Annotated in this window: 13 protein-coding genes; 5 read left to right on the plus strand and 8 right to left on the minus strand. The window is 71.3% G+C overall.

Annotated elements, in window-relative coordinates; all coding sequences use genetic code 11:
• Positions 1-87: 87 nt before the first annotated feature.
• From ABD269_RS08600 to ABD269_RS08610, 3 genes are all read left to right on the plus strand, one after another.
• Entirely contained in the window at positions 88-2,061 is a 1,974-nt protein-coding gene (locus ABD269_RS08600; RefSeq protein ID WP_344117190.1) for an APC family permease, read from the plus strand.
• Between the two features lie 127 nt (positions 2,062-2,188).
• Complete coding sequence (gene rarD, locus ABD269_RS08605; RefSeq protein WP_344117191.1) at positions 2,189-3,229, plus strand: EamA family transporter RarD; 1,041 nt, start codon at positions 2,189-2,191, stop codon at positions 3,227-3,229.
• A 111-nt stretch (positions 3,230-3,340) separates the two neighbouring features.
• Positions 3,341-4,375: a M28 family metallopeptidase gene (locus ABD269_RS08610; protein ID WP_344117192.1), complete on the plus strand. Its 1,035-nt coding sequence runs from the start codon at positions 3,341-3,343 to the stop codon at positions 4,373-4,375.
• A gap of 186 nt (positions 4,376-4,561) precedes the next feature.
• On the opposite strand, the gene ABD269_RS08615 is transcribed toward ABD269_RS08610, so the two are convergent.
• From ABD269_RS08615 to ABD269_RS08640, 6 genes are all read right to left on the minus strand, one after another.
• Complete coding sequence (locus ABD269_RS08615) at positions 4,562-5,449, minus strand: ABC transporter permease (protein ID WP_344117193.1); 888 nt, start codon at positions 5,447-5,449, stop codon at positions 4,562-4,564.
• Positions 5,436-6,440: an ABC transporter ATP-binding protein gene (locus ABD269_RS08620; RefSeq protein WP_425572853.1), complete on the minus strand. Its 1,005-nt coding sequence runs from the start codon at positions 6,438-6,440 to the stop codon at positions 5,436-5,438. The genes ABD269_RS08615 and ABD269_RS08620 overlap by 14 nt, the downstream gene beginning before the upstream one ends.
• A gap of 70 nt (positions 6,441-6,510) precedes the next feature.
• On the minus strand, positions 6,511-7,746 hold the full coding sequence (locus ABD269_RS08625) for a LolA family protein (RefSeq protein WP_344117194.1): 1,236 nt from the start codon (positions 7,744-7,746) through the stop codon (positions 6,511-6,513).
• A gap of 232 nt (positions 7,747-7,978) precedes the next feature.
• A complete protein-coding gene (locus ABD269_RS08630) occupies positions 7,979-8,989 on the minus strand; it encodes a polyprenyl synthetase family protein (RefSeq protein ID WP_116212537.1) in 1,011 nt (336 codons plus the stop codon).
• 236 nt (positions 8,990-9,225) lie between these two features.
• Positions 9,226-10,428 carry an NAD(P)-binding domain-containing protein gene (locus ABD269_RS08635; RefSeq protein ID WP_301886584.1) on the minus strand — a complete coding sequence of 401 codons (1,203 nt, stop codon included), beginning with the start codon at positions 10,426-10,428 and terminating at the stop codon, positions 9,226-9,228.
• A gap of 22 nt (positions 10,429-10,450) precedes the next feature.
• On the minus strand, positions 10,451-11,710 hold the full coding sequence (locus ABD269_RS08640) for a carboxylate--amine ligase (protein ID WP_344117195.1): 1,260 nt from the start codon (positions 11,708-11,710) through the stop codon (positions 10,451-10,453).
• Between the two features lie 323 nt (positions 11,711-12,033).
• Here ABD269_RS08640 and fahA point away from each other — a divergent pair, with 323 nt between their 5' ends.
• Together fahA and ABD269_RS08650 are read left to right on the plus strand one after the other, a co-directional pair.
• Entirely contained in the window at positions 12,034-13,209 is a 1,176-nt protein-coding gene (fahA, locus tag ABD269_RS08645) for a fumarylacetoacetase (protein ID WP_344117196.1), read from the plus strand.
• A 167-nt stretch (positions 13,210-13,376) separates the two neighbouring features.
• Positions 13,377-13,874 carry a hypothetical protein gene (locus ABD269_RS08650; RefSeq protein ID WP_344117197.1) on the plus strand — a complete coding sequence of 166 codons (498 nt, stop codon included), beginning with the start codon at positions 13,377-13,379 and terminating at the stop codon, positions 13,872-13,874.
• A gap of 57 nt (positions 13,875-13,931) precedes the next feature.
• On the opposite strand, the gene nuoN is transcribed toward ABD269_RS08650, so the two are convergent.
• Positions 13,932-15,584, minus strand: coding sequence for an NADH-quinone oxidoreductase subunit NuoN (gene nuoN / locus ABD269_RS08655; protein ID WP_344117198.1), 1,653 nt, complete (start codon positions 15,582-15,584; stop codon positions 13,932-13,934).
• Complete coding sequence (locus tag ABD269_RS08660; RefSeq protein WP_344117199.1) at positions 15,581-17,203, minus strand: NADH-quinone oxidoreductase subunit M; 1,623 nt, start codon at positions 17,201-17,203, stop codon at positions 15,581-15,583. The genes nuoN and ABD269_RS08660 overlap by 4 nt, the downstream gene beginning before the upstream one ends.
• Position 17,204: the final 1 nt, after the last annotated feature.

The raw sequence follows: 17,204 nt of genomic DNA on the forward strand, positions 1-17,204 counted from the left end.
CACGTCCCCGGACGCCGGGCGGGCCGACTTTCGGCTCGCCCGGCGTTTGAGGGTCCGGGCCCGGGGCGGAGCCCCGAAGATACGGCTATGGCCGACCACCCCGAAGTCGTACCCGAGGTCCCCGACCGGCTCGCCTACCGGGTCAAGTGCCGCCTGCTGGGCCGCCCGCTGGTCACCCAGGAGCTCGCCCACGAGACGCTGTCCAACCCCCTGGCCCTGGGCGTGCTCGCCTCCGACTGCATCTCCTCCACCGCGTACGGCAGCGAGGAGATGCTGCGCATCCTGGTACCCGTCGTGGGAGTCGCCGCGTTCACCCTGCTGATGCCGGTGACCGGCGCGATCCTGCTCGTCCTGCTGCTCCTCACGCTCTCCTACCGCGACGTCGTCTCCGTCTACACCCGCGCCGGCGGCTCGTACGTCGTCGCCCGGGAGAACTTCGGGCCGCGCATCGCCCAGATCGCCGCCGTCGCGCTCCTCGTCGACTACATCGTCACCGTCGCCGTGCAGACGGCCGCCGGCACCGACGCGCTGATCTCCCTCGCGCACCTCACCGGCGACGGCTACACCGGCATCGACCACCTCAAGGTGCCCATCACGGTGGGCGTGGTGGTGCTGCTGATGTACGGGAATCTGCGCGGGCTCCGCGAGGCGGGACGGGCGTTCGCGGCCCCCGCGTACCTCTTCATGATCGCCGTCGCGCTGATACTGCTCATCGGCCTCGTGCGCGCCCTGAACGGCGGGCTCCCCCACGCCGACCTGCACGCCTCCGGGGTGGTCCCGCTCGGCACCGCCGGACACGGCTGGCTCTACGGCGCGTCGCTGTTCATGGTGCTGCGCGCGTTCGCGAACGGCGGCTCCTCGCTGACCGGTCTGGAGGCGATCTCCAACAGCGTCTCGGCCTTCCGCAAGCCGCAGGGTCCCAACGCCCGGCGCACCCTCACCGTGATGAGCTGCATCCTCGGCGTCATGGTGCTGGGCGTCTCCACCCTCGCCCACTTCACCCACGCGGTCCCCTACCAGGACGGCAACCCGACCGTCATCGCGCAGGAGGCGCACCTCGTCTTCGGCGACGGCTGGCTCGGCACGGCCGGGCTGGTCTACGTCCAGCTCGCGACCGCGCTCATCCTCTACACGGGCGCCAACACACCCTTCACCGGCTTCCCCTTCCTGGCCAGCTTCGTCGCCGAAGACCGCTTCCTGCCCCGCCAGTTGACGCGCCGCGGACACCGGCTGGCCTTCTCGGGCGGGATCATCTCCCTCACCGTCGTCTCGCTCGCGCTGCTGATCGTGACGCGCGGCAGCGTCGACAAGCTCGTCGCGCTCTACGCCATCGGCGTCTTCACCGGCTTCACCATGGCGGCCGCCGGGATGACCGCCCACTACTGGCGGCGGCCCGGGGAGTCCCACCGGCACTGGAAGGTGGGGGTGAACCTCGTCGCGGCGGTGGTCTCGGCGCTGGTCGTGATCATCTTCGCGATCACCAAGTTCACCGAGGGCGCGTGGCTGGTCGTGGTGATCTTCCCGCTGGGCGTGTGGGCGCTGATCCGCATCAACCGGCAGTACCGCGAGGAGGAAGAGGCCCTCGGCAACGTCCCCGCCCTCACCGCGGACCGGCCGCACTGGCGGCGGCACCTGGTGTACATCCTCGTCGACTACCTCGACCTGGCCACGGTCAAGGCGCTGCAGTACGCCCACGAGCTGCGGCCGGACGACGTACGGGCCCTGCACTTCGTCATCGACGCGGAGCGGGCGCGGCGGCTGGCGGCGAAGTGGGACGCGACGCCGGGCACGACGGTGCCGCTGGAACTCGTCGACTGCCCGGACCGCCGGCTGCGGCACGCGGTCGCCGGCCTCGCCGCGCGCACCACGGCCGACGGCGAGACGGCCCTCACCCTCCTGATCCCCCGCCGCACGTACTCCCCGCCGCTCGGCCCCCTGCTCCACCCCGACAGCGGCAACGAAATGGCCAAGGCGCTGGAGCAGTTGCCGAACGTGGCGGTGACGGTGCTGCCGTTCGACGTGACCCGAGAGGTGGAGCGCCTGCGCTCGGTGAACGAGTAGGGCTCGCCGTTGCCGGGTACGACGTGGGCGCGTCATGACCGTTATCTGATACACGCATGACACCGGCGCGCCCGCGGCGCTACCTTCGCAGCGTCGCCGCCGCCCTCGCACCCCCAGGAGCCGCCCCATGCAACCACCCAGGAACGAGACCCGCACAGGACTGCTGTGCAGCGTCGCCGCCTACTCGATCTGGGGCCTCTTCCCCCTCTACTGGCCACTGCTGGAGCCGTCCGGAGCCGTCGAGATCCTGGCGCACCGCATGGTGTGGTCGCTGGCCACCGTGCTCGTCGTGCTCGCCGTGACCCGGCGCTGGGACTGGATACGCCCGCTGCTCCGGCAGCCCCGGCGACTGGTGATGATCGCGCTCGGCGCGGCCCTGATCTCCGTGAACTGGGGCGTCTACATCTGGGGCGTGAACTCCGGGCACGTCGTCGAGACGTCGATGGGCTACTTCATCAACCCCCTCGTGAGCATCGCCTTCGGCGTCCTCGTCCTGCGCGAGCGGCTGCGGGCCCTGCAGTGGGTGGCGGTCGGGGTCGGTGCGGCGGCGGTCGTGGTGATGGCCGTCGCGTACGGGAAGCCGCCGTGGATCGCGTTGACGCTGGCGATCTCGTTCAGCACCTACGGCCTGGTGAAGAAGAAGGTCGGGCTGGGCGGCGTGGAGTCGATGGCGGCCGAGACGGCGGTGCAGTTCCTGCCCGCCCTCGGCTTCCTGCTGTTCCTGGGGTCGAGCGGCCACAGCACGTACGCGAGCGAGGGCACCGGCCACGCCCTGCTGCTGATGGGCACCGGCGCGATCACCGCCCTGCCGCTCGTCTGCTTCGGCATCGCGGCCGTGCGGCTGCCGCTGTCGGTGATCGGGATGGTGCAGTACCTCGCCCCCGTCTTCCAGTTCGCCCTGGGGCTGCTGGTCTTCCACGAGACGATGCCCGCGGAGCGGTGGGCGGGCTTCGCCCTGATCTGGCTGGCGCTGGCGCTGCTCAGCTGGGACGCGCTGCGTACGGCCCGTACCGCGCGGGCCGAGCTGCGGGCCGCCCGGCAGAAGGCGGAGCGGACGGAGCAGGCGGGGCGGACGGACAAGGCGGGGCTGGACGCCACTGTTCACACAGAAATCACAGAGGACACAGGCACCACAGAAACCCCTGAAGCCACAGCTCAGGGGCGGTAGTTCGGCGCCCGATATCCGGAAACCGGTGTTCGGCGTCCGAAATCCGCCCTTGACGCACCTTCCAGGGGCCCCCAACATCATGGCCACGTCAAAATGAGTTGGGAGCCCCCCATGCTTGAACTCACCGGACCACTCAACGGACCTGCCCGAAGAAGCCGCGCCGTCGCCCTCCTGGCCACCGGCGCGGCCCTCGCCGCCACCCTCCTCGGCACGGCCTCCGGCACGGCCGACGCGGTCCCCACCACCGCGAAGACCAGCGCCACCACCGTCGCCAAGGGCCCCGTCAAGATCAAGGCCGGCGCGCCCGCCATCCCCGTGGCCAACGTCAAGGCCCACCTCAACCGGCTCCAGTCGATAGCCAACGCCAACAACGGCAACCGCGCGCACGGCCGCAGCGGTTACAAGGCGTCCGTCGACTATGTGAAGGGCAAGCTGGACGCCGCCGGATTCACCACCACCGTGCAGCAGTTCAGCGCCAACGGCGCCACCGGCTACAACCTGATAGCCGACTGGCCCGGCGGCGACACCGACCACGTCGTCTTCGCCGGCTCGCACCTCGACTCCGTCTCCGCGGGCCCCGGCATCAACGACAACGGCTCCGGCTCCGCCGGGGTCCTCGAAGTCGCCCTCGCCGTCGCCCGTGAGGGCTACAAGCCCGACAAGCACCTGCGGTTCGGCTGGTGGGGCGCCGAGGAACTCGGCATGGTCGGCTCGCAGAACTACGTCGACCAACTGTCCTCCGCCGACCGGTCGAAGATCGACGCCTATCTGAACTTCGACATGATCGGCTCGCCGAACCCGGGCTACTACGTCTACGGCTACGACGCGAACCTCCAGAGCCTCTTCGAGAACTGGTTCGCGGCGAAGAACATCGCCACCGAGGTCGACCACGAGGGCGACGGCCGCTCGGACCACGCCCCCTTCCAGAACGTCGGCATACCCGTCGGCGGGCTCTTCAGCGGCGCCGACTACATCAAGACCGCCGACCAGGCGCAGAAGTGGGGCGGCACGGCGGGCCGGGCGTTCGACGCCTGCTACCACCGCTCGTGCGACACGTATGCCAACCTGAACGACACGGCGCTCGGCACGAACACCGATGCGATCGCGGGTGCGGTGTGGTCGCTGAGCGGCGGCACGACGAGCTAGCGGGCGCCCTGCGGGGCTTGTTCCCCACCCCGCCCCTTCCCGAACTGGGGCTCGTGCCCCAGGCCCCCGGCTGCGGGTCCGTTGCCGCCTGCGGCGGGAGCGGCCTGCGGCCGCGTCCTCAAGCGCCGGACGGGCTGGATTTCCAGCCCGTCCGGCGCTTGAGGACACCGCGCGAAGCGCGGAAAATTACGCCGTCACATCCCGCGACGTGAACCTCGCCCACGCCGCCGAGCCGAATACCGCCGCGTACAGCGCCTGAAGGCGCAGGTTGTCCAGGAGCTGGTCCCAGTACACCGGCTCCCGCAGGAGATCCGCGAAGCTCAGCCAGTAGTGCGGGAAGAGATACGGCTGCACCGCGTGCAGCTGGGGGAACTGGTCGAGGATCTGGACCGTGATCAGCAGGCCCACCGTCGTGGCCATGGCCGCGATCCCGCTGTTGGTGAGCGTGGAGACGAACAGCCCGACCGCGGCGACGCCGATCAGCGACAGCGCGACGACCCCCGCGATGGCCAGCGCGCGCAGCAGCCCCTCGCCGAAGGAGATGTTCGTCCCGCTGATCAGCGTGACCTCGCCCAGGGGGAACAGCAGCGCCCCCACCGCCAGCGCGGACACGGTGACGACCAGGGTGGCCGCGAGGCAGAAGACCAGCGTCGACGCGTATTTGGCGAGCAGCAGCCGGGTCCGCCCGGCGGGTGCCACGAGGAGATAGCGCAGGGTGCCGGAGCTCGCCTCGCCGGCTATGGAGTCGCCCGCGACCACGCCTATCGCCATCGGCAGGAAGAACGGCAGGGTCGCGGCGAGCGAGGTGAAGACCAGGAAGAGGCCGTTGTTGGTGACCTGGCTGATGAACGCCGGGCCACCCCCGCCGCCCTCCTGGCCGACCGTGCCGCCGCCCCTGGTCTCGATCTTCACGGCGATGCCCACGAGGACGGGGACGGCCGCGAGCACCCCGAGCAGGGCGACCGTCCGCCACCGCCGGAACACCGAGCCCACCTCGCTGCGGAAGAGGGACAGCTGCCACAGCGCGCTCGGGACCCGGGTGCCGCCCGCGACCGCGACGTCAGCCCGCGACATCGAAACCCTCCCCGGTGAGCGCCACGAACGCGTCCTCCAGCGAGGCGCGTTCGGTGCCGAAGGCCCGGACCCGGACCCGGGCGTGGACGAGCGCGGCGTTGAGGTCCGCGAGATCGAGCGGTGCGGCGTCCTCGGGCGGCTCCCCGGTGGGGAGTTCACCGGTGACACGGTCGTCCACGACGACGAGATCGGTCACGCCGTGCTCCTTGAGGACGCGGACGGCGTCCGAGGTGTCGGGGGTGGTGACGGCCAGCCGGCCGCGCGTGGAGGAGGCCAGCCCGGCGACCGTGCCCTGGGTGAGCAGCCGCCCCTGGGCCATGACCGCGGCATGGGTGCAGACCTGCTCGATCTCGTCGAGGAGGTGCGAGGAGAGGAAGACGGTGGTGCCGTCGGCCGCGAGCTCCCTGACGAGCGTGCGGATCTCCCGCATGCCCTGCGGGTCCAGGCCGTTGGTCGGCTCGTCGAGCACGAGCAGTTCGCGCGGCTGGAGCAGGGCCGCGGCCAGCCCGAGGCGCTGCTTCATGCCCAGGGAGTACGCGCGGGCCTTCTTGCCCGCGGCGGCGACGAGCCCCACCCGGTCGAGCGCCGCGTCCACCCGGGCGGCCCGGGTACGGGGATCGGCGGTCGGGTCGGCGGCGTCGAACCGTACGAGGTTGTCGCGCCCGGACAGGAAGCCGTAGAGCGCGGGCCCCTCGATCAGCGCGCCCACCCTGGGCAGCACCCGGCGGCCCGCGCGGGGCATCGGCTCCCCCAGCACCTCGGCCGAGCCGGAGGTCGGCTCGATGAGGCCCATCAGCATCCGGATGGTGGTGGTCTTCCCGGACCCGTTGGGCCCGAGGAACCCGAAGACGCTCCCGCGCGGCACGGTGAGGTCCAGCCCGTCCACGGCGAGCTGGCCGCCGCGGTAGCGCTTGGTGAGGGCGCGGGTGTGGATGGCGGCGTCCGGATGGCACCCGGCGCCGGAGGGCGCACGCTCGGCAGACCCTGGCACCCGCCTCCCCCTTCGTCACGCTTTCGTGGAACACCTCGGCCGACCCCGCCGGGCCGGCCGAGGAGGGTGCCTACTTCGTCGCTGCCTTGATGAGTGCTTCCTTCGTCACCGCGCCCGCGTACACCCGGCCATCGTCCGTCATCAGGACGTTGACGAGGCGGGTGCTGAAGACGTGGCCCGAGCCGAAGGGGCCCGAGACCTTGGTGCCGAGGGTGTCCAGGAGGGCACCGGCGCCGCCGGCGTTCTTCCCGAGGGCGCCGCCCTTGGCCTTGGCGTCCTTGCTCGCGCCCGCGGGCGCCTTGAACTGGGCGATCGACGTCCAGCTCTTGCCCACCACGTCGAAGCCCGACATCTCGCCCGGCGTGGCCGGAAGTGCGCCCTTGTGCTCCCGCTGCGCGCCGTCGCCCTTGCCCTTGTCCTCGGTGACCTTGGCGCCCTTGGGCGGGGTGAAGTCGAAGGTGCTCGCAGCCGGCTCGGCGAAGTCGACCTTGGTGAAGGCCGCGTCGATCGCCGCCTTGCCACCGCTCTTCGGGGAGAGCGTGAACTTCAGCGGCACACCGGTCTTGGCGTCCACCGCGATCCGGACCGCGCCGACCGTCGACTCCTCGGCCTTCGGCTTGACGACCAGCTGATAGGCGTCCCGACCGGCCACCTTGGCCGTGCCGCCGACCGACACCGACGTCGAGTCGTCCACGGCGGAGAGGGCCTTCTTGGCCAGCTCCTGCGGCGACGCGCCCTTCAGCTCCTCCGGGCCGGAGTGCCCCTTGGCATCGGCCTTCTCGCGCGGGGCGGTCGAGTGGTGGACGGTGTTGCTGCCGCTGTCGTACGCCCAGACCTGGTCGCCGTTGCGGATCAGGCTGTACTCCGCGGCGGGCTCGACGATCGACACGCGCTGCTTGTCGGGGCCGTCGACGGCGACGCGCAGCGTGTGCGAACCCGAGGCGAGCTCGGTGAGCTTGGCCTGCGGGGAGACGTCCGCGCCGCCCTTCTTCCCGTCGTGACCCCCGCCCAGGGCACCGAGCGAGGCGCCGCCCGGAAGCGACGGCAGGCCCAGGTCGGTGGTCACCTTGACCGAGCCGGACATCTGCTGGACGTCCGACTTGGCGACCTTGGCTATCAGATCCTCCGCGCTGATCTTCGGCAGATCGGGGTCGCCGCTCTTCGCCAGCGCCGGGACGAGCCCGATCGTGGCCGCCGCGACGCCCGCCACCGCGACCGGCACGGCATAGCGGACCGCTTTGCGGCGGGCCGGTGTGCGATGGCCCTCCGGGCCTTCGGCAACCTGGGTCGGTTCATTCCGTGCCATGTGCCAATACCTCCGTCGTCGGCGCCCCCGGGCCTTCTTCATTGTGGCCCTGCCGCTGGTTGCTGGAGCAGTGTCAATTGCACCAAAGCCAGCCGGGTTGCGCGTCAGCCGCGGGGAGCACTTTCCCGTACCTCTCGGGTATGACCCCTGTGGCGCAGGCCTGTTGCCGGGGCTCCGCCCCGGACCCCGAAGCACGCTTCGCGCGCTGTCCTCAAACGCCGGACGGGCTGAATCAACCAGCCCGGTGCACGACCGCGTCGCAAAGGTTTTCCAGGGCCGCCTTCGCGAAGCACTCCGGGAGGGGGGCCAGGATCGCCCGTGCCTCCTGCGCGTAGCGCACCGTGTCGCGGCGGGCCTGCTCCAGCGCCGGGTGGGCGCGCAGGCGGCGCAGTGCCTCGGCGTGCAGGGTGTCGTCGGTGAGGTCGCCGTCGAGGAGCTCGCACAGCTGGAGGTCGTCCGCCGAGCCGGTCGCGGCCGCCTGGGCCCGCAGGTGCAGCACCGGCAGCGTGGGAATGCCCTCGCGCAGGTCGGTGCCGGGCGTCTTGCCGGACTCGTGGGAGTCGCTGGCGATGTCGAGGACGTCGTCGGCGAGCTGGAAGGCGATGCCGAGCCGCTCCCCGTAGTGGGTGAGGATGTCGACGGTGCGCTCGTCGGCGCCGGACATCATCGCGCCGTAGCGGGTGGAGACGGCGATCAGCGAGCCGGTCTTGCCAGCCATGACGTCGAGGTAGTGCTCGATGGGGTCGCGGCCGTCGCGCGGTCCCGCCGTCTCCAGGATCTGGCCGGTGACCAGCCGCTCGAACGCCTCGGCCTGGATGCGGACGGCCTCCGGGCCCAGGTCGGCGAGGATGTACGAGGCCCGGGAGAAGAGGAAGTCCCCGGTGAGGACGGCCACGGAGTTGCCCCAGCGGGCGTTGGCGCTGTCGACGCCGCGCCGCACGTCCGCCTCGTCCATGACGTCGTCGTGGTAGAGCGTGGCCAGGTGGGTGAGCTCGACGACGACCGCCGAGGGCACGATGCCCGGGGCGTGCGGGTCGCCGAACTGCGCGGCGAGCATCACCAGAAGCGGGCGGAACCGCTTGCCTCCGGCCCGGACGAGATGCTGGGCCGCCTCGGTGATGAAGGGCACGTCGCTCTTGGTGGCCTCCAGGAGGCCCTCCTCGACGGCGGCCAAACCGGCCTGGACATCGGCTTCAAGAGCCTGGTCCCGCACGCTCAGCCCAAAAGGCCCGACGACGGTCACGAGGGGTACTCCTGTCTGCCTGCGAACACGGGGATTGTCGATGTGTCGCTGTCTCCACCGAAAGTCAGCGTATCCGGTCGGCTGTCGATCACCGTGGGCGCCTTCCCGGTCGACCAGACGTGTGCCCCGTTATGCGCTTGGTCACCCACCGGGAGCAAGCCCCCGGAACCCCTGACCGAACGCCGGACGGACTGGATCCGGTTGCATCCGGAACCAGTCCGTCCGGCGCCGTGGGCCTACGGCAGCGCTCCCACCGCCCTCGCCAGCCGTGGCGACGCGTACTCCGTGCCGCAGACGAACCTCATGACGGGGCCGTAGCTCGCCGCCGCCGGGAGGCCCGTGAAGAACAGGCCCGGGACCGACGAGTGGTAACCGGGGCCCAGCCGGGGCCCGCCCGCGCCGACCGCGAGCCTGGTCCGCAGACCGTGGCCGAGGAAGTCGAGGGCGGCCAGGTCGACGTGGTAGCCGGTCGCGGCGAGGACGTGGTCGGCGGAGAGCTCCCCCTCGGTGGACCCGTCGGGCCCGGCGAGGAGCAGAACCGGACGGCCGTCCTCCACCCTGGCCCGGACGATCCGCTTGCCCTCCGACACCTGCACCCGGCCGATGAAGCGGTCCCGCAGCCACCAGGCGCCGAGCGGCCCGAGCACCCGCTGGACGAGGTACTTCCGGGTCGGCGCCGGGAGCCGGCGGAATCCGTCGGCGTAGTACGAGAACGCGTACAGCGACCAGGCCCGCCCGAACGGGGTGTCCGGCTTCAGCGGCGACTGCCCGTCCGGCGCCGCCCCGAAGCGCACCGCGCCCCGGCGCCGGGCGAGGACCCGCACCGACGCGGCCCCGCCCTCCGCCAGCAGCACGGCGCTCTCCAGCGCCGACTGCCCGGCGCCGACGACCACCACGTCGCGGCCGGCGAACCGCGACAGGTCGTCGTGCTGCGAGCTGTGCGAGATGGGACCGCTCACCGACGGGCCGTCCGGCACGGCCGCGGCCAGCTCGGCCGGCAGCCGGGCGAGCCCGCTGAGCCCGGTGGCGACGACCACGGCACGGGCCGCGAACTGCTCGCCGGAGTCCAGCTTCAGCTCGAAGCCCGTGGACCGCCGGTCCACGGACACCACCCGCGTCTGCTCCAGATCGGGCACCAGGCGCTCCTGGAACCACAGGCCGTAGCGGGCGAAGGTCTCGACCGGGATGGCGTCCCAGTCCGATTCGTAGCGCTGCTCCCCCGCTTCGCGGCAGAAGTCGAGCAGCGTGTGGCCCGGTTGCGGTGCGTCGATGTTCGAGGCCACGGGGGTGGATTTCAGCAGCATTCCGGCGGGCATGTGGGCCCTCCAGCTCACCATCGGCGAGCCGAAGACACGGGTCGCTATGCCGTGCGCCCTCAGGTGGGCAGCGGTAGACAGTCCGTACGGACCTGCCCCGATGACTACGACGGGAAGTGTCACGAGTCCCCTCCCAGGGCGTTGCTTACTCGACGAGAGCAGCGGCACGCCTGGAGCGCCACAGCTGCCAGAGGTGCCGAACGCCCGGCCTGACGAACCGGGCGAGCATGGTGAAGAACGGCTTCATGTCGTCACGCGCGACCCAGGCCAGCTCCGTGCCGCTCGCCCGTGCGGGCGCGTGCGGGGTGGTGTACCCGCTGCGGCGGTAGGCGGCGAGGGCCGGCAGGTCGATGTTCTCGACGACGAACCGGCGCCCCGCGAGCTGCTCGCCCTCGGGGACCTTGCGCCCGGTGAGGTCGAGGTGCTGGGCCCGGACGACGTCGATGCCGGCCTCGTTCTCGAACAGGCGGAACTGGGCGCCCATCCGGGGGTTGAAGTCGAGGAGTTTGTAGCGGCCGTCGCGCCGGTCGAAGCGCCAGTCCAGGTCGATGATTCCGCAGAAGCCGATCTGTTTGATGAACTGTGCAGCCATGTCGGCCAGTTCGGGGTTGTCCACGACGTAGGCGTTGGCGGTCATGCCCGCGTGCGGCGGCCAGGAGCGCACCTTCACTCCGGTGAACATCGCGAGGGGGGTGCTCTCCGCGTCGAAATACGCGTGCACGATCCAGTCCTCGGCCTGCTCGCGGGGCAGGTACTCCTGGAGGATCACCCCCGGCGAGGGGCCCCAGCCGCGCGCGAGGGCCAGCAGCTCGCGGGGGCCGGCGATGCGGGTGGTCCCGTGCACGGCGGGCCTGCGGCGCCGCTCGAACGCCTCCCGGTTCTTCGCCACCAGGGGGAAGCGGGCGCGCCCGGCGTACTCCTCGATCTCCTCGTAGGAGGACGGGAAGAGGGCCTCCGGGGACGGCACCCCGTGCTCCACGCAGAGCTCGTGCAGGCCCTGCTTGCTCGCGAGTCTGCGGGGCAACTCCCGCTCCACAGGCGGGAAGAGGAAGTTCCCCGACAGCTGCTCCGCGTGCTCGGCGACCAGGACAGCCGCCTCCTCGTCGGTGGGCAGCAGCACCGTGGGGCGGCCGATGGACCGCCCGATGCGCAGCAGCCCCTCGACGAGCTCCTCGGGCCGCTCCCGGCCCGTGGTGGGCCAGACGAAGCCACCGCGCAGATAACGGGAGACGGCGGCGGGGGTCCAGCGGTCCTCGGTGATGGCGTACATCGGGACCCCGAGTCTGCCGAGACTGCGGATCGCGCCGACCCCGCCGTGATGCAGAGGGTAATCGCCGATCTTCACGATGAGCCCCGGAACGGACCGGTCCGCCGCGATGGGCGTACTCCTGCTCGCCACCAGCATCCCCCTCGGCCACTCAGCCGCAGCGGCCCCCCACTGTGCGTGACCCGATTAAGGACGCTACTTCGGAATTACCGCTTCCAGCAAGGAATTACCGGACATTGCTCGCCCTTTAGTGAGTGGTCGGACAGTGGTTCGGACCAGGTCCCGGGCGGGTGTTCGGAGTCGGCGCGCGAGGCGGTCCGAGCAGGGCGCGTTCCGCCCCTGCGAGCGCCTTGCGCACGCCCCCCGGATCCCCCTCGGACACCCCTTGCCTGGCGGCCGCCAGCACGTAATGTGGGCACGGACGGTCACCAGGCGTCCAGGAGAGAGCGAGGCAGCGTCCCATGCCCCAGCACAGCCCCCGCGAGCTTCCCGAAGGCGATCCCTTCGGCGCGGCCACCCTCCCGTACGGCGTCTTCACGACGCCCGACGCCCCGGACCACCGCCGGATCGGCGTCCGTTACGGCGCGTACGTCCTCGACGCGGCGGCCGCGGCCGCCGCGCACGGCTCCGCGTACGCCGGGCTGCTGGACCGGCCGACGCTCAACCCGCTGCTGGCGGCGGGCCGCTCCACGTGGCAGGCCGTCCGCGCCGAGATCCGCACCTGGCTGGACGGGGAGCACTTCCACCCGCTGGAGGAGGTGACGCTTCACCTGCCCTTCGAGATCGCCGACTACGTCGACTTCTACGCCAGCGAGCACCACGCCACCAACGTCGGCCGGATCTTCCGGCCCGACGGCGACGCGCTGACGCCCAACTGGAAGCACCTGCCGATCGGTTACCACGGCCGCGCCGGCACGGTCGTCGTCTCCGGCAGCCCCGTGATCCGGCCCCAGGGCCAGCGCAGGACCCCGGAGGGCCCGGTGTTCGGCCCGTCGACGCGGCTCGACATCGAGGCCGAGGTCGGCTTCGTCGTGGGCACGCCCGCGCCGCCGAACACCCCTGTACCCCTGAGCGACTTCCGCGAGCACGTCTTCGGCGTGTGCCTGGTCAACGACTGGTCGGCGCGCGACATCCAGGCGTGGGAGTACGTCCCGCTCGGCCCCTTCCTCGGGAAGTCCTTCGCGACCTCGGTCTCGGCGTGGATCACCCCACTCGACGCCTTCGACGAGGCGCGCACCGCGCCGCCGGAGCGCACCCACCCGCTGCTGCCCTACCTCGACGACTCCGCGGCGGAGCCGGGCGGCATCGACCTGCGCATCGAGGTGACCATCAACGGGGAGACGGTCTCCCGGCCGCCCTTCGCCTCCATGTACTGGACGGCGGCCCAGCAGCTCGCCCATATGACCGTCAACGGCGCCTCGTTGCGCACCGGCGACCTCTTCGCGTCCGGCACGGTCAGCGGCCCCGACCCCGACCAGCGCGGCTGCCTGCTGGAGCTCACCGAGGGCAAGGGCCCCTGGCTGGAGGACGGGGACGAGGTCACCCTCACCGCCTGGGCGCCGGGGCCGGACGGCGCCCGGATCGGCCTCGGCGAGGTCACGGGCAGGATCGCGCCCGCACGCACCTCCGGGCCATGACCGCCGGCACCGCCCCGGGCCTCACGCTGCCCGCGGAACTGCTGCTGCTCTCCTTCGCCAATGTGCAGCGGGACCGCTCCGCGGACGGCGGCTGACACCGCTCCGGAGCAGTGGATCTGGACTGCTAATTTGTCGTGTCCAGATCCACTACGGAGGAGCGAGCGCACGTGCGCAAGGCAGTACAGATCACGGGGGCGGCGATCATCGCCGCTGTGCTGATGACGGGTTGCAGCAGCCAGAGCGACGGGGACAAGAAGACCGGCGCCGCCACACCGCCGGCCGCCCAGCCGGACAAGCCCGCCGACCCGGCCGCCGCCAAGGGCGGCAACGTCAAGGCCGCCGACCTCAAGGGCGGCTGGTCGAAGGGCAAGCTCATGGACAAGAGCCTGCTCATCCTGTCCTTCTCCGGGAACATGGTGATGCTGAGCGGGAAGACCGCCTGCTCCGGCACGGTCGTCGACAGCACGCAGCCGGTCACCATCAACATCACCCGCTGCCAGGACGGCAGCACCGAATACGCCAAGGGCACCATCAAGAGCGTGGACGCCAAGAAGCTCACGGTGGCGTGGGCCTCCGGCAAGGAGGACACCCTCACCAAGGCCGTGGGCGTGGACGGCAAGCCCGCCGCCGAGGTGCCGGGCATGCCGGGCAAGCTCGGCGGCTGACGCACCGCTGCCCGGCGCCCCTCTCGGGGCACCGGGCAGCATGACGGCTCCGCGCGCCTACCGCACGAACACCCCCGCCTGGCCCGCCAGATCCAGGAAGTACTGCGGGGCGACACCGAGGACGAGCGTGACCGCGACCCCGACGGCGATCGCCGTGGAGGTCAGCGCGCTCGGCACGGCCACGGTCGGCCCGTCGGCCTTCGGCTCGCTGAAGAACATCAGCACGATCACCCGGATGTAGAAGAACGCGGCGATCGCCGAGGACAGCACACCGACGATGACCAGCGGCGTCGCGCCGCCCTGCGCCGCGGCCTTGAAGACCGCGAACTTCCCGGTGAAGCCGCTGGTCAGCGGGATGCCCGCGAAGGCCAGCAGGAAGACCGCGAAGACGGCCGCGACCAGGGGCGAACGGCGGCCGAGACCCGCCCACTTGGACAGGTGCGTCGCCTCGCCACCCGCGTCCCGCACCAGCGTCACCACCGCGAAGGCGCCCAGGGTCACGAAGGAGTACGCGGCCAGGTAGAACAGGACGGAGGACACCCCGTCCGGGCTGACGGCGATGACACCGGCGAGGATGAACCCGGCGTGCGCGATGGAGGAGTAGGCGAGGAGCCGCTTCACATCCGTCTGGGTCACGGCGACAATCGCGCCCACCAGCATGGTGACGATCGCGACGCCCCACATCACCGGCCGCCAGTCCCAGCGCAGCCCCGGCAGGACCACGTACAGCAGCCGCAGCAGCGCGCCGAAGGCGGCGACCTTGGTGGCTGCGGCCATGAAGCCCGTCACCGGCGTGGGGGCGCCCTGATAGACGTCGGGGGTCCACATGTGGAAGGGCACCGCGCCCACCTTGAAGAGCAGCCCCATCAGCACCAGCGCCCCGCCGATCAGCAGCAGCGCGTCATTGCCGGTGGTCGACGCGAGGGCGGGGTCGACCGTACGGACCGTGCCGTTCACGACGTCGGCGATGCCGGCGTAGGTGACCGTGCCCGCGTAGCCGTACAGCAGCGCCACCCCGAACAGCAGGAAGGCCGAGGAGAAGGCGCCCAGCAGGAAGTACTTGACCGCCGACTCCTGGGACAGCAGCCGCTGGCGGCGGGCGAGCCCGCACAGCACATACAGCGGGAGGGAGAAGACCTCCAGCGCGATGAAGAGGGTCAGCAGGTCGTTCGCGGCGGGAAAGACGAGCATGCCCGCGACCGCGAAGAGCACGATGGGGAAGACCTCGGTGGTGGTGAACCCCGCCTTGACGGCGGCCTGTTCGGCCGCTCCGCCCGGCACGGCGGAGCCCTGCGCGGCGAAGGAGTCGACGCTCTTGCCGTGCGCCGCCGGGTCCAGCCGCCGCTCGGCGAAGGTGAACACCGCGATCAGCGAGACCAGGAGAATGGTCCCCTGGAGGAACAGCGCCGGGCCGTCGACGGCGACGGCACCCATGGCGGCGACGTGCGCCTTGCCGGTGCCGTAGCCCCCGGCGGCCAGGGCGATGACGGCGGCGAACCCGGCGACCAGGCCGACCGCGCTCAGCAGCAGCTGCACGGGGTGACGCAGGCGCCGCGGCAGGAACGCCTCCACGAGGATGCCGAGGACGGCCGCGCCGAGGACGATCAGCGTCGGTGACAGCTGGGCGTACTCGATATGCGGGGCCGGGATCTTCTTCGGCGGGTCGGCCGACATCGTCCACAGGCTGTGGACGAATGCTGCGTGACTCACTTCGCGGCCTCCACATCGTTCGTCGGAACAGTCGGGGCATCGGGCTTGGGGTCGACCTTGTGGACCTGTGACATCGTGCGGCCGACCGCCGGGTCGATGATCTGCGTCAGCGGCTTGGGATAGACGCCGAGGAAGATCAGCAGGGCGATCAGCGGGCCGACGACGACCAGTTCGCGCACCCGCAGATCGGGCATGCCGCGCACGGACTCCCGCACCGGGCCGGTCATCGTGCGCTGGTAGAGCACCAGGACGTACAGGGCGGCGAGCACGATGCCCAGCGTCGCGACGATCCCGACCGCCGGATAGCGGGTGAACGTGCCGACCAGGACCAGGAATTCGGAGACGAAGGGCGCGAGCCCCGGCAGCGACAGCGTGGCCAGACCGCCCACCAGGAACGTCCCGGCGAGGACCGGCGCGACCTTCTGCACCCCGCCGTAGTCGCCGATGAGCCGGGAGCCGCGGCGGGAGATCAGGAAGCCCGCGACCAGCATCAACGCGGCCGTGGAAATGCCGTGGTTGACCATATAGAGCGTCGCGCCGCCCTGGCCCTGGGTGGTCATCGCGAAGATGCCCAGGATGATGAAGCCGAAGTGCGAGATCGACGCGTACGCGATCAGCCGCTTGATGTCCCGCTGGCCGACCGCGAGCAGCGCCCCGTACAGGATGCCGATCAGCGACAGCACGATGATCACCGGCGTCGCCCACTTCGACGCCTCCGGGAACAGCTGGAGGCAGAAGCGCAGCATCGCGAACGTGCCGACCTTGTCGACCACCGCGGTGATCAGCACGGCGACGGGCGCGGTGGCCTCGCCCATGGCGTTGGGCAGCCAGGTGTGCAGCGGCCACAGCGGCGCCTTCACCGCGAAGGCGAAGAAGAAGCCCAGGAACAGGGCCCGTTCGGTGACGGTCGCGAAGTGCAGCCTGCCGTCCGCCCGCGCCTGGACGATCTCCTGGAGGGAGAAGGTGCCGGTGCCGAGCTGGTGCGCGGTGACGGCGTAGAGCCCGATGACGGCGGCCATCATGATCAGCCCGCCGGCCAGGTTGTAGAGCAGGAACTTCACCGCCGCGTACGACCGCTGGGCGGCCGTCTCCTCCTCGGACCGGCCGCCCGCCCGGTCGCCGAAGCCGCCGATGAGGAAGTACATCGGGATCAGCATGGCTTCGAAGAAGATGTAGAAGAGGAAGACGTCGGTGGCCTCGAAGGAGATCACCACCATCGCCTCGACCATCAGGATCAGCGCGAAGAAGCCCTGGGTGGGCCGCCAGCGCCGGTTGGGCGCGGGCCCTTCGAGCGGGTCGGCGTCATGCCAGCCGGCCAGCATCACAAAGGGGATCAGCAGCGCCGTCAGGGCGATCAGCACCACCGCGATGCCGTCGACCCCCAGGTCGTACCGGACGCCGAAGTCCTTGATCCAGGCGTGCGACTCGGTCAGCTGGAACGGCTTCCCGGAGTCCGGGTCGAACCGCGCCAGCTGCACGCCCGCCAGCACGAGCGTGGCCAGCGCGAAGGCCAGCGCGAGCCATTTCGCGGCCGTGCGGCGCGCGGCCGGGACGGCGGCGGTCACGACCGCGCCGGCCGCGGGCACCGCGGCCGTGACCGTCAGCAGGGGAAAAGACATG

Origin of the sequence: Streptomyces blastmyceticus, assembly GCF_039521185.1 — a bacterium.
In the GTDB taxonomy this organism is placed as follows: Bacteria; Actinomycetota; Actinomycetes; order Streptomycetales; family Streptomycetaceae; genus Streptomyces; species Streptomyces blastmyceticus.